The sequence below is a fragment of the Pseudarthrobacter sp. DSP2-3-2b1 genome (genome assembly GCF_049895945.1).
GTDB lineage: Bacteria > Actinomycetota > Actinomycetes > Actinomycetales > Micrococcaceae > Arthrobacter.
Window position 1 is genome coordinate 135,374 of the sequence record NZ_JAFCTI010000007.1, and the last position, 12,187, is coordinate 147,560.

The window sequence follows — 12,187 nt, forward strand, 5'->3', positions numbered from 1 at the left end:
GTCTTCGGGCGTTACATCCAGCCCGGGACCACCATGACAAGCCAGGCGATAGCGGGTCCCACGGCGACGACGATGCCGCTGTAGGCGAGGATCTGCTTGTAGAACTTGTCCTTGTCCACGTCCTCGGGTGCGTTGGCCAGCACCAGGGCGCCGTTGGTGGAGAACGGGGAGACGTCAACGATGGTGGAGGCGACAGCGAGGGCGGCGATGACGCCCACCGCGCCGATCTCACCCGAGGCCAGGAACGGAACAGCCAGCGGGATGAGGGCTGCGAGGATGGCGGTGGAGGAGGCGAAGGCGGATACCACGGCGCCGATGTAGCAGATCAGCAGGGCGGCCAGAAGGGGCATGCCAAGCTGGGTGACGCCGTCGGAGACGAACTTGATGGTGCCGGCTTCTTCGAGGACCCCCACGAAGGTGAGCATGCCGCAGATGAGCAGGACCGTGGACCAGCTGATCTTGTTCACGGCGCCCTTCTGGGCCGCGGGGGAGACCAGGGCCAGGAAGATCGCAATGGTGATGGAGACGAAGCCGACGTCCACCTTGAAGCCAAGCGAGATGACGGCGAGGGCGATCAGGCCCAGGATGGTGATCAGCTGCGGTATGGAGGCGCGGGCGCCGTTGTCCGAAGCCGCGGAGTCTCCCGTTGCAGTTGTGCTGGTGCCGCCGGAGGTGCCTTTCGCTGAGACGCCGGCTGAGGAGATGTCGGAGCCGGAGCCCTGCAATGTGACTCCTGCTGCGCGGGAACCCAGGCTGACCGACATGCGTGATTCAGCGGCCTGTTCCACCACGCGGCCCGCCTTGGTGGAGCGGAACCTGTTGCCGCCGAGGACCAGGGACAGGACCACCGCGATGGCGAGGTTGAAAAGGAAGCTGGCCAGGAAGATCGCCGTGGGGCTGGCTTCCAGATCCGTCTTGGCAATGATGCCGTTGACCGTCACGCCGTAGACCGCGATGGGGGAGAAGCCGCCGGCCTGGGCCCCGTGGATGACCATCATGCCCATCATGAGCGGATTAATCTTATGTTTGGCCGCAAAGCTCAGGGCGATAGGCGCAATGATCGCGACGGCGGCGGGAGACAGTGCACCCACCGCGGTAATGACTGCGGTGATGGCGAACATGACCCAGGGAATGAGCGCCACTTTGTTTCCGACCAGCCGGACAGCGCCCCGCACCAGCAGGTCGATGGTGCCGTTGTTCTGGGCGATGGCGAAGAGGTACGTGACGCCGACGATGGTCAGGAACAGGCCGCCGGGAAAGTTGGCCAGGATGTCGTTGGTGGACATGCCGAGCACAACCGACCCCAGCAGGAACGCTCCCACAAAGGCCAGGGCGCCCATATTCAGGGGCAGCACCGTGGCCAGCAGGAACATCGCCGCCAGGATAATGATGGACAGTACGGGAGCGGACATCATTGTGCCTCCGGATCGGAACGGAAAGTGAAGTGGATCACTGGCCTAGCCTCCTAGACACTGGGTGTCTTTGTCAATAGTCATCCGGTAGTGTGGGAATGTAAAACCCGAAAGGACGCGCATGGCAAAGCAGGCAGCGACACAACAGATCTCCCGCGTCTCACGGCCCCGGCTCTATGAGCAGCTCGTTGAACAGATCATGGACTACATCGAGGCTGCCCAGCTGGCTCCCGGGGATACGCTGCCGCCCGAGCGTGAGCTGGCCGAACGGCTGGGGGTTTCTCGGGCTACCCTGGCCCAGGCACTGGTGGCGCTGGAGGTGCTTGGTGTGATCGACGTCCAGCACGGCACCGGTGCCGTACTGGTGTACCGCCCCAATGTCCCCTCGGTGATCAAGGGCCTGCGCGAGCACCGCAGCAGGCTGCCCGAGATCGTGGAGGCGCGAAGCACGCTGGAAGTAAAACTCGCTGAACTCGCTGCTGCCAGGCGCAGCGACGGGGACATGGAAGCCATCGACGCGGCGCTTGAGGCAATGGCCGAGGAAGTAGCCTCCGGAGCGAAGGGCGCCCATGGTGACGAGTTGTTCCATCAGGCCGTGACGGCCGCCGCCCATTCTGCGGTGCTGGGCCAGCTGATGACCTTCATTGCCGGGATGGTGCTGGAAACCCGCCTCGAGTCGCTTGGCCAGCCCGGCCGCCCGGAGCAGTCGCTCGCCTCGCACCGCAGGATCGCCGACGCCATCCGGGCCCAGGATCCGTCTGGTGCTGCTGCGGCAATGCTGGAGCACATCGAACTGGTGTCCGACGTCGCCCTGCTCAAGAGCAGCTGAGGTCCCCGACGCCTGAACGGCGAGGTCTGGCCGGACCTAGAGCTCATCTTGGGGTTTTCCCGCGAAATCACAGGACAACACCGTGAAGGGCTAAGTAGTGAGGAATGCCCGTGCCTGGAGGATGGCCTGTTCGACGTCGTCGCGCTACAGGTAGACCTGCCGTGCCTAGGTGGCGGTGGACGTTGCCCCCGGGGGAAGGCTCTGGCCGGCAAGCTGAGCGATGAAGACTATCAGTGGTGGCAAAACGCGAACGCGTGGTAAGACCTCGCCTATCCCGACCGGAACCTCATCGATCCCACAGTTTACGACCGTACTCATAACCTGTACGCCCTCGCCAGGACCAAGAGTCGGCGGAACTCCCGCGCATTCAGCTGCCGGCGCTCCACCGACCCCGTTTTCGACCGTCACGGACAGTTCTGACTCATTCTTCGTTAGGGTGAGGCTACATGCGCGGCAGTACGTTCTGACTCACCGGTACAGCCATCGCATCGAGCTGGGGGCGCGCCGCCCTCGCGCGTCTTCTGACATTGGACAACCGTGAATACGAATCTCCGTGGCCTCGCCACAGCATTCGCTGCGCTGCTGCTGACCGCATGCTCACCGTCCGCTCCCCAGACAGCACCCGTAATCGCCACACCGGCCCCGGCTTCAGCCAGCCAGAGGGCTACAACCCCTGACTCCATTCCCAGTGCCACCCATGCGCCGGACAGGACTGCAGACTTCACCACAGCTAACGCCAGCGCGTCCTGGGTGGGTCAGGTCAAGTCTGTGACTGAAACCGAGCCGGGCACGTTCCGGGTCCACACCAGTGTGGTTGACCCGCGAGGTGCCAACGGCAGCGAGGTGGCCATGACCGCGATCGCCATCTGCGAGTCCGTAGTTGGCCTTTTCGGGCCAAATTTTGTCTCCGTGCTGGAGGATGACGGAACAAACTTTGTCCTGTTCGGACATCCATCAGTACCTGTGGGTGCTTGCACAGAGGTCTGACCGCGGCTCCGGAAACCGACGCGGCATGGGCTGGACTCATCTTGGTGAAAAAGGTAGCTCTGCGCCTTGGGGGAAAGGCAGAACTCCTTGTGCGGGAGTCATGGTGAACCACTCGCCGTTCTGCATATTCGCGAAAATGATGACCCTCTGGTTGGGATCGAGCGGGTCGCCTTCCGGGTAGGAGCCTCCCACAGTGCAGGTCGGGGGCATGGAAGAGATGCGAAGGTCCCCATCTCCGAGTTCCCCCTTCAGTACCTGCTCGACTTCTACAAGGTGGGTTGCAGCCTTGTGACCGTAAATGCTGGTCTCACCCGCCCGGCTTACAGACTTTCCGATAAGCACCAGGCCAGCCTGGTCGAACTGGTCTTGAGGGGTCTCGAACCGGACCCAGTCAACGCAAGCTACGGCGCCGTTGTTGGGGGATGCGGAGTTAGTGGGGGCGGACGTGGCCCCCTGAGTTCCACCTCCACCTGCCATCTCGTCACCGCATGCTGTCAGCGCCACGGAGAGGACTAAGAAGGGAACTATGCATTGCCACCACCGAATGCGTTTCATGGCCCTCCCTTCATGCGTGGATAACTTCGATCGAGCCAGTCGCCCAATAGCGCGGCCAATAGTTCGGGGCGCTCGTGCATGAGCGCATGGCCGGCGTCGTCGATGACTGCCAGGGTGGCGCGCGGGTAGTGTTCGAGCAAGTCGGCCGCGCCGGCATACCCGGCGATCGAATCGCGTCGTCCCGCCACGACCAAGGTCGGCGCAGCGAAGGCGGCAGAACCGACGTCGACCGTCCACCCCGCGAAGATGCGCCCCAGCGCAGCCTCGTCCACAAGCGCCATGCCCGGTGCAACGTGGTCGCGGTACCGTCGGGCCGTGGCCTGTGTACGCACCACAAGGTAGTCCTCAAACCCTGCCCGCAGTGCAGGGTCGAGTTCGCCGTACGCATCGGCGTCCTGACGGACCACGGTGTGGTCCGGCACGCTACGCGCCCGTTCGGCGACGGGGCACAACAACGCCAGACCGAGCACGATTTCCGGTCTCCGGGCGGCAACTCCCCGAGCCAGGTAGGCGCCGTACGAGTGCCCGAGCAACATCACCGGTCCCGCGTCCAAGTGGTCAATGAAATCACCAAGCAGCGTCACCACATCGTCGTTGCAGGTCAGGCCTTCGGACGTCGAGTGGCCCATCCCCGGCAGATCCGGGTAGATCCGCCGGTAGCGCGAGCCGGGGAAGACGGCCTCGACCGCCGCCTCGATCTCTCGATGATCAACACCGGCGCCATGCAACGCCATGAGCGGCACACCCTCGCCGTGCTCGACGTAGTGGACCAGGGCATCGTTGATCAGGCACGCTGGCAAGCCGGCCTACCTGGCCGTGCGACGAGTGAAGACCAGATGCACAACTCCGGCCGGGGAAGGGGTCGCCGCTATTTCAAAGCGCTGCTCGAGACCCTCGAGTCCATCCCAAAGGCGCTCGCCCCGGCCCAGGACGATCGGCACGAGGACAAGGTGCATATGGTCGATCAGGTCGGCCTCGAGGAACTGCCGGATCGTACTGACGCCGCCGCCGATCCGGACATCGAGGTCGCCGGCCAGGGCGCGGGCCTGCTCAAGCGCGGTAACTGGATCGGCGTCAACGAAATGGAAGGTTGTCCCGCCTTCCATCTCGAGTACCGGCCGGGGATGATGTGTCAGAACAACCACCGGGGTGTGGAAGACAGGGTTATCGCCCCACCATCCCTTCCATTCCTCGTCCGCCCACGGCCCGCGTTGATGGCCGAACTTGTTGCGCCCCATGATCTCGACGCCGATCCCGGGCCCCCACTGGCTGGCGAATGACTCGTCGACGCCGAAGGATCCCTCCGATTCCCCGTGGAAGCCCATCGCCCGGAAGGTCCGCGTCTCGAAAGCCCACTCCATGAGCCGTGAGCCGGCGTGACCGAACGGAGCCTCGAATTGCTGCCCCTCGCCGGTTCCGAATCCGTCAAGGGAGACCGAGAAATTGTGCACGCGGACTAAGGACATGTCATCTCCTGAAGCACTCGTCGTAAGCAATCACTCTAGGGTGATCGAACCCAGCGGCTCAAGACCGACGGCGGGAGAAGCGTGGCTGCCTCAGCCGAGGACCGCCCACCCCCGCGGCGGCACCACGGCCGCGTTCGCGCCGACGTCGACGGTCGCGTGCCCGGCGACGACGGCCGTGGCGCCCGCCGCGCTGACCCGACGCGCTTCGTGCGAGAGATTCAACGCAACGACGAGTGAATCGGCGTCGTTCGCGACGCGGTACGCAAGCACCTCGTTGGAGAGCTCGACGATGTCTGTGGTGGCGCGGTGCAGCCAGGGTTTTCGGCGCCGCAGCCCAATGAGCTCCTTGTGCACGGCGAAAACGGGGCCTCCCAGCGCCGAGAAATGGCCGGGGGAGGGCGGGAAAAGCGGCCTGACGTCGTCGTCACCGCCTGCCCGGTCCTCCTTGACGCCCCGGTAGCCCTGCTCGTCCCCGTAGTAGATGGACGGCGTTCCGCCGACTGTCATCAGGACGACGACAGCGTGCGGCACCAGTGCGGCGTCGTTGAGCTTGCTCGCGATCCGGGTGACGTCGTGGTTGCCGATGAAGGTGAGCGGCGCGTATGAGCCCAGGAGCACGTTGTGCCGTTCGAACGCGGCCGCGATTTCGAAGAAGTTCGCGTCGTTGAGCGAACTCCAGACAGCTTTCCAGAGCTCGTATTGCGTGGCTGAATCGAGGCCGCCGGACCGGACCTCGGCCGCATAGTCGCCGTGGATGTACTCGCCAACGAAGTACGCGTCCGGATGGGATGAACGGACGCGCCCGGTGACACGAGCCCAGAACGACGCCGGGACGGCGTAGGCGGCGTCGAGTCGCCAGCCGTCCGCACCCCGGCGCAGCCAGTAGTCCATGACCTCGACGACGAAATCGGCGACGGCTGGCTCATCATGGTTGAGGGCAACCAGGTGGTGGTGGCCCTCGAAGTCGCGGTACGCGGGTTCGTCACCGGGACCGGCCTCGTCGGGCCAGTCCAGCGAGAACCAGGAGACAGTGTCCGCCGCCGGCCCGCGGGCCAGGACGTTCTGGAACGGCGCAAAAGAGCGGCCGGTGTGGTTGAAGACGCCGTCGAGCAGTATGCGCAGACCACGGCCGTGTGCCTCGGCCACCAGCGTGTCGAAGTCCTCCTCGGATCCGAGCCGCGGATCGATCCGGAAGTAATCGGTGGTGTCATACCCGTGCGTCTCTGACGCGAAGATGGGGCCAAGTGCCAGCCCTGACGCGCCGAGTTCGACGGCGTAGTCCAGCCACGGGACAAGGTCCAGCAACCGGTGTTCAGCGGCGGGATCCGGCGTCGCGGTTTTCTCCGCGCCGACGAAGCCGAGAGGATAGACCTGCCACCAGATGGCGTGCTGGACCCAGTCAGGTTCGTTCATGGCGTTGCGGCCCTTCAGTCCGATCCCGGATCGCCCGGGAAAGGCGACGGGTTGACCCGGCCTGGGCCAGCGTCCCTTCAGCCTATATCGGCCCGAAGGTGTGCGACTACTGGAGCTATCCGGCCAGGCTCGGTAACGTGCAACGCATGGCCATCAAATTTGAGAACGTCGGAATTGCCGTCCGCGATCTCGAAGCAACGATCTCCTTTTTCTCCGACCTCGGTCTCACCGTCGTGGGCCGTGACACGGTCAGTGGCGAGTGGACCGACACTGCCGTTGGCCTGGACGGCAACCACGCCAAGATAGCGATGCTGCAAACGCCGGACGGTCACGGCCGCCTTGAGCTCTTCGAGTACATTCACCCGGAAGCCATCGAGTCGGAGCCCACCCGGCCCAATGACATTGGCATGCACCGCGTCGCGTTCTCAGTCGACAACATCGACAAAGCCTTGGCGATAGCCGCGAAGCACGGCTGCCATCCGCTTCGGGGCGTGGCGACTTATAAGGACGTCTACAAGCTGACCTACGTCCGTGGCCCAAGCGGCATTCTGGTGATGCTCGCCGAGGAACTGAAGAAAAGCTGATCGTTCTGGTGCTTATGCCCGGGTCATGAACTGGAGCTGGATGAAACCAAGTTCGGCGCGTGGAAGGACGGCAGTAACGGTTCCGCCGTTCGGTAGTCCTGCGCCGATGCCGTAGACGAATGGGCTTGTGTCCACCTCCACAGCGGGCACCTCCAGCCCATCTACGAAGACAGTGGCTTGGTCATTGATCGTCAGGCCGGTCGCAGGGGACGGTGGCTGGTCCCACGGATTGCCCAGTCCAAGTTCCCGCCGAAACTGGTTCATGAGAATGTGGTTGACGTGTTCCAGCAACACATTCCCGACAGAACTACGCTCGGAACGCTCTCGGTGCCAGGTAGTGCGAACCGCCTCCATCAGTTGCGGGTATCGCAGCCGCTCCACGTACTCGACCAGCCAGGCGGGCCGAGGCCAGGGCGGGACATCTTCGATCGACCTCCGTGTCTGCTCGTCGAGGTCGGCGAGGTTGATCGGGTCTGAACGGTCAAGCGGGTTCCGCCACAATGTATACGTGACACTGGCTGTTATTTCGCTGTAGCCGCGGGCCCCCTGAACATAGGTGAGGCCCACGCTGTCGGTGTCTTCCAGCGATGGCTGGGACACGAGACCCATGACAGGGATGGGCATGAGTTTCAGACGCTCAGCCAGCTCCACACGTGGGTCGGGCGCATCCTCCGGAAGAATACCGCTCAGTCTCATTCCTCATTATGAACCTAAGGCGCCTTCAGAAGCCTCGTGCTCCTGAAAACTTGCGTGACGTTCCGCAAGTTTCCCAAACCGGACGTAGGCCCAAAACAAAAACAGCGATTTAGCTGCCGAGGAAGCGAGGATGAGCGGCGTAGGGTGTCGCTTAGGCACAACTATTGGGGGATTACCTGTGACTCAAGTATTTGGCATCGGGGCCGTGCTTTATGTGATTGTGATGGCGGTACTAATCGGCTTGGCGGCTTATGTCCTGATCCTGGTGATCACTTTCCTTCGGCTCCGCATTGCGGAACTGAAACGCACTGCCCCACCAAAAAACAGCATTAATGGCAGTGACTGAAACTCATAGCTGCTAGACCAATGGGTTGCGAACCACGAGCGGAAGGCATGTGATGCTGCAGGAAGTCGCTGAGGGTGTGCTGGTTCACGAGAGCGAGTTCATCCAGAGTAATTGCGTCGTGGTGCAGGGGAGCGACGGCGTGTTGCTCATTGACCCCGGCATAACCCGCAGCGAAATGGCGGCCCTCGCGGACGATATTCGGGGATTGGGCCAGCCCATCGTGGCCGCCTTTGCAACGCATCCCGATTGGGACCATGTGCTCTGGCACCCAGACTTCGGCGACGCGCCCCGTTACGGCACCGCCCGCTGCGCCGCCTCCATCCGCGACTTGTTGTCGAAAGCGGACTGGAAAGCCCGCGTCGCCGAGGGACTCCCTCCGGAGTACTCCGAGGAGATCCCGACGGAGCTGCTGGGCCTCATAACCGGGCTTCCTCCCGATTCGGCGAAGATTCCGTGGGATGGCCCCACAGTGCGGATCATGGAGCATCGGGCCCACGCCCCGGGACACGCGGCACTGTTGATCGAAGGGAGCGGCGTCCTTGTCGCCGGCGACATGCTCTCTGACATCCTGATGCCGTTCCTGGATCTTGAGGCCGCTGACCCGGTCGAGGACTACCTCGTCGCGCTTCGGTTGTTCGAGAGTGTTGCGGACGGTGTTGAGGCTGTTATCCCCGGTCACGGCTCAGTCGGACGGGCCCATCAGGTACGTGCGCGGATCAAACAGGATCGCGAGTATGTCCAGGCCCTTCGCGACGGCGGTGTCCCCGACGACCCGAGGGTTGGCCCGTCGGCCACCCTGGATTGGCTGCCTGCTGTGCATGAATGGCAAATACAGCAGCTTGCCATGAAGGGCGAAGGAACGCGAGGCTAGGATGGAGAATGTCCGCACGAGCGATGTTCTCAGGTCTCAGCCAGTGGCGCTTTTCATGGTTTCCGGCCGGTATTTCCTGCCGCTATCCGCAGATTGCCGGGAACGGGTGGGCCGCGCGTTTGCCAGGATGGGACATGAGCATCAGCGCCGAGGTTGCAGCCTTGATGGTTCTCACGGGGCGCCCTGAGACTCGGCAGGCAGCAGCGCCTCAACAGGTGAAAGCGCGAGTCGTCACAGCAGTTTAAGGCCGATGACCTCGGTGGTTTGTTCCTCGCCTGCCGGCCCGCCGTAAAGCAGCGCGTAGCGATAACGGGGCACCGGCCGGCCGTTCATGCGGGAACGTCGATACGGCTGTGACCGAAAAACGTTTAGAGATTGGATTGGTAATGCAGCTCGAGAACAAGGTCGCATTCAATCACCGGCGGCGGATCGGGAATCGGTCTTGCGACCGCAAAGACTTTCATTGCCGAGGGTGCGAAGGTCATGATCTTCGACTTCATCCCAAATCACAGGAAGTCGCCAACGAGATCGGCGCAAAGTTCGTGCAGGGTGACGCCTCCAAGCCGAGAGCTTCCAGGTCGCCGTTGCGAAGACAGTCGAGGAATTTGGCAACCTCGACCATTGCAGTAGCCTCCGCGGGCGTCGGCGGCGAGGGTGACGTTGTTACCTCGACCGTCGAAAACGGGGAGCGCACCAACGGCATCGACTATTCAGGTGTGTTCTACACCAACAAGTTACGTCATCGAGCAGCTACTCAAGCAGGGCCGGGGTGGCGTTGTGGTCAACCTTGCCTCGATGTTAGGCCTGGTGGCCGTCTCGAATAACATCGCCTATTCGGCCTCAAAAGGCGGCGTTGTGAACATGACCCGCGCCGCCGGGACGATGTACGCGAAGGAGGGTATTCGTGTGAACGCGGTGGCGAATGCCCCTGTGCCAGCACAGCGTCCCCTCGAACCAGAAGGGACGCTGTTCGTTTGCCTGAGCTTGTGGCGCTTTGCCCTCGTGCGCCGGTGCAGTGAATAGGACTAATTGAGGGATTGTCAACCTAGCTAGATCGTGACACTATCTAGATATGGACGAACTGGACTTTGACCACGAACTCACCCGGGCGGCGCTCCCGCAGGCGGTGCTCGCGGTGCTGAGCCATGGTGAAAGTCATGGCTACGCCATTGCAGAGGTCCTCCGGCGGCACGGTTTCTCACGCATCAAGGGGGGCACGCTGTATCCGCTCCTGAAGAGACTTGAGGACAACGGCTTTGTGATGCACGTCTGGCAGCACGACCAGGCGGGTCCGGGCCGCAAAGAGTTCACACTCACTGAACGCGGCCGCGACGAGCTTGCCCGTTCGTCCGAAGCCTGGCAGCGGATGAGTCAGTCCCTCACCGAAATCCTTACAACCCGACAGGAACAGTCATGAGCTACGAGCGAAAACTCACCTTCAACCTGCGAGTCCGCGGGTTGTCCGAATCCGAGATCGCGGAAGTTCTCGAGGACGTGCGGGCTCATCAGGCATCGGCAGGGACCCCGGCGGCGGCAGAATTTGGCACGGCCGAGGAATATGCGCAGCAGTTCCCAAAGAAGAAGCGGCGCACACTGGGGAAGAGCATCACAAGTGCCGGGACAGCATTGGCGCTTGTCTATATTCTCCTCGCGGTCCTCCTGATGCTCCTATTCAAAATCGACATTCGCGACGTCGTTGGTCCGATCACACTGCAGCCGGCGGCCCTACTGATTCTCGCCAGTGTCCTGGCCGGATTCCTGACCGACTATTTCCTGCCCGCACAGAGCTCCACCGCAGCAAGCTAACCCTTCCGGAACCGGAAGGGGCGACGTTCAACGGACGACGGCGTCACCAACCACCGCGCGTCGGCGTATGTCCCTTGCGGGCATTGTCGGGCATTGCCATTTCGGCCCGGAGGCCGAGGAGCCGGATGGGTCGGCCCGCCTCAATTACGGCTGCGAGGTCCAAGGCCCGGGTGAGGATTTCGTTCCGGTCGTATGTCTCAGGAATCTTCTTCGCGTGCGTCTTGGTGAGGAAAGGCGCGTACCGGACTTTAAGGGTCAGCCCGATCACTGGCCGCCCCTCGGCCACAACATCCTCAAGGACGCGCGCTGTCAGCTCCCTGACGGCGTGCTCCACTTGGGCCGGCTCGGTCAGGTCGCGCTGGAAGGTGGTTTCCCGGCTGTGCCCGCGGGCAACCCACGGGGTGTCGTCCACCACGCTGGCGCCGTCTCCGCGTCCGAGCTCCGCGTACCAGGGACCCATCCGGGGGCCGAACTCCGGAACGAGGTCCTGCGGGTCCGAGGCGGCGAGCTCGGCCACCGTGTTGATGCCGATCTTGGCCAGCCGGCCCGACACTTTGCTTCCGACGCCCCACAGGTCCTTGGTGGGCCGGCTACCCATGACCTCGAGCCAGTTTCCCGCAGTGAGGCGGAAGACGCCGGCCGGCTTTCCGAAGCCTGTGGCGACCTTGGCCCTGACCAGGGTGTCGCCGATGCCCACGCTGCAGTGCAGCCGTGTCCGCTCCATGACGGCTGCCTGCAGCTGCCGGGCGTAGGCTTCCGGGTTCTCTGTCTCGGTGCCGACAAATGCTTCATCCCAGCCCAGCACCTGGACGGTGGCCCCGGGCTGCCCGCGCAAGGTGGTCATCACTGATTCAGAGGCTTCGAGGTAAGCCTCGTGATCAACGGGAAGAATCACGGCGTCGGGTACTTTCCGGGCCGCGATGCGTAAAGGCATTCCGGAACCTACGCCGAACGCCCGGGCTTCGTAGGATGCGGTGGACACCACTGCCCGTTCCGTGGGGTCGCCACGGCCGCCCACAATGATGGGCTTGCCCGCAAGCTCCGGCCGGCGAAGTACTTCGACCGCAGCGATGAACTGGTCGAGATCGACGTGCAGTACCCACCGGATTCCGCTCACGCCACCAGTCTGCCCTAAACAGCCCTGGCAAGCATCGGAGAAGCTGTGTACAGGTACCTGATCTTTTCGGGCTGGGATTGTCGGGTCTGCCGGCAGGGACTCTCG

15 protein-coding genes are annotated in these 12,187 nt (G+C 63.2%); 9 read left to right on the forward strand and 6 right to left on the reverse strand.

Features of this window, described 5'->3' with window-relative positions; genetic code table 11:
• Window positions 1–11: 11 nt before the first annotated feature.
• The gene (locus tag ACP7AX_RS10825; protein ID WP_426226458.1) at window positions 12–1,412 is read right to left on the reverse strand and encodes an SLC13 family permease; all 1,401 of its coding nucleotides are present in this window, start codon (window positions 1,410–1,412) and stop codon (window positions 12–14) included.
• 121 nt (window positions 1,413–1,533) lie between these two features.
• Here ACP7AX_RS10825 and ACP7AX_RS10830 point away from each other — a divergent pair, with 121 nt between their 5' ends.
• Window positions 1,534–2,241 carry a FadR/GntR family transcriptional regulator gene (locus tag ACP7AX_RS10830; protein ID WP_426226459.1) on the forward strand — a complete coding sequence of 236 codons (708 nt, stop codon included), beginning with the start codon at window positions 1,534–1,536 and terminating at the stop codon, window positions 2,239–2,241.
• Window positions 2,242–2,778: 537 nt separating this feature from the next.
• On the forward strand, window positions 2,779–3,228 hold the full coding sequence (locus ACP7AX_RS10835; RefSeq protein ID WP_426226460.1) for a hypothetical protein: 450 nt from the start codon (window positions 2,779–2,781) through the stop codon (window positions 3,226–3,228).
• 551 nt (window positions 3,229–3,779) lie between these two features.
• Here the strand turns inward: ACP7AX_RS10835 and ACP7AX_RS10840 are convergent.
• The 3 genes from ACP7AX_RS10840 to ACP7AX_RS10850 all read right to left on the reverse strand — a co-directional run bounded on the left by ACP7AX_RS10840 (window position 3,780) and on the right by ACP7AX_RS10850 (window position 6,662).
• A complete protein-coding gene (locus tag ACP7AX_RS10840) occupies window positions 3,780–4,583 on the reverse strand; it encodes an alpha/beta fold hydrolase (RefSeq protein WP_426226461.1) in 804 nt (267 codons plus the stop codon).
• 6 nt (window positions 4,584–4,589) lie between these two features.
• A complete protein-coding gene (locus tag ACP7AX_RS10845; protein ID WP_131681575.1) occupies window positions 4,590–5,249 on the reverse strand; it encodes a dihydrofolate reductase family protein in 660 nt (219 codons plus the stop codon).
• Window positions 5,250–5,339: 90 nt separating this feature from the next.
• The gene (locus tag ACP7AX_RS10850) at window positions 5,340–6,662 is read right to left on the reverse strand and encodes an alpha-amylase family protein (protein ID WP_426226462.1); all 1,323 of its coding nucleotides are present in this window, start codon (window positions 6,660–6,662) and stop codon (window positions 5,340–5,342) included.
• A 146-nt stretch (window positions 6,663–6,808) separates the two neighbouring features.
• On the opposite strand from ACP7AX_RS10850, the gene ACP7AX_RS10855 reads away from it, so the two are divergent.
• Window positions 6,809–7,246, forward strand: coding sequence for a VOC family protein (locus ACP7AX_RS10855; RefSeq protein ID WP_131681573.1), 438 nt, complete (start codon window positions 6,809–6,811; stop codon window positions 7,244–7,246).
• A 12-nt stretch (window positions 7,247–7,258) separates the two neighbouring features.
• Here the strand turns inward: ACP7AX_RS10855 and ACP7AX_RS10860 are convergent, their stop codons facing one another.
• Window positions 7,259–7,942 carry a hypothetical protein gene (locus tag ACP7AX_RS10860; RefSeq protein WP_426226463.1) on the reverse strand — a complete coding sequence of 228 codons (684 nt, stop codon included), beginning with the start codon at window positions 7,940–7,942 and terminating at the stop codon, window positions 7,259–7,261.
• 178 nt (window positions 7,943–8,120) lie between these two features.
• On the opposite strand from ACP7AX_RS10860, the gene ACP7AX_RS10865 reads away from it, so the two are divergent.
• The 6 genes from ACP7AX_RS10865 (at window position 8,121) to ACP7AX_RS10890 (ending at window position 10,965) form a co-directional block, all read left to right on the forward strand.
• Window positions 8,121–8,288: a hypothetical protein gene (locus ACP7AX_RS10865; protein WP_426226464.1), complete on the forward strand. Its 168-nt coding sequence runs from the start codon at window positions 8,121–8,123 to the stop codon at window positions 8,286–8,288.
• 52 nt (window positions 8,289–8,340) lie between these two features.
• Window positions 8,341–9,159, forward strand: a complete 819-nt coding sequence (locus ACP7AX_RS10870; protein WP_426226465.1) for an MBL fold metallo-hydrolase — start codon at window positions 8,341–8,343, stop codon at window positions 9,157–9,159.
• Window positions 9,160–9,573: 414 nt separating this feature from the next.
• Window positions 9,574–9,789: a hypothetical protein gene (locus ACP7AX_RS10875; protein WP_426226534.1), complete on the forward strand. Its 216-nt coding sequence runs from the start codon at window positions 9,574–9,576 to the stop codon at window positions 9,787–9,789.
• A gap of 84 nt (window positions 9,790–9,873) precedes the next feature.
• The gene (locus ACP7AX_RS10880) at window positions 9,874–10,182 is read left to right on the forward strand and encodes an SDR family NAD(P)-dependent oxidoreductase (protein ID WP_426226466.1); all 309 of its coding nucleotides are present in this window, start codon (window positions 9,874–9,876) and stop codon (window positions 10,180–10,182) included.
• Window positions 10,183–10,231: 49 nt separating this feature from the next.
• Window positions 10,232–10,576 carry a PadR family transcriptional regulator gene (locus tag ACP7AX_RS10885; RefSeq protein ID WP_426226467.1) on the forward strand — a complete coding sequence of 115 codons (345 nt, stop codon included), beginning with the start codon at window positions 10,232–10,234 and terminating at the stop codon, window positions 10,574–10,576.
• Window positions 10,573–10,965, forward strand: a complete 393-nt coding sequence (locus tag ACP7AX_RS10890) for a hypothetical protein (RefSeq protein WP_426226468.1) — start codon at window positions 10,573–10,575, stop codon at window positions 10,963–10,965. The genes ACP7AX_RS10885 and ACP7AX_RS10890 overlap by 4 nt, the downstream gene beginning before the upstream one ends.
• Window positions 10,966–11,008: 43 nt before the next feature.
• On the opposite strand, the gene ACP7AX_RS10895 is transcribed toward ACP7AX_RS10890, so the two are convergent.
• Window positions 11,009–12,082 carry a DNA polymerase IV gene (locus ACP7AX_RS10895; protein ID WP_426226469.1) on the reverse strand — a complete coding sequence of 358 codons (1,074 nt, stop codon included), beginning with the start codon at window positions 12,080–12,082 and terminating at the stop codon, window positions 11,009–11,011.
• Window positions 12,083–12,187: the final 105 nt, after the last annotated feature.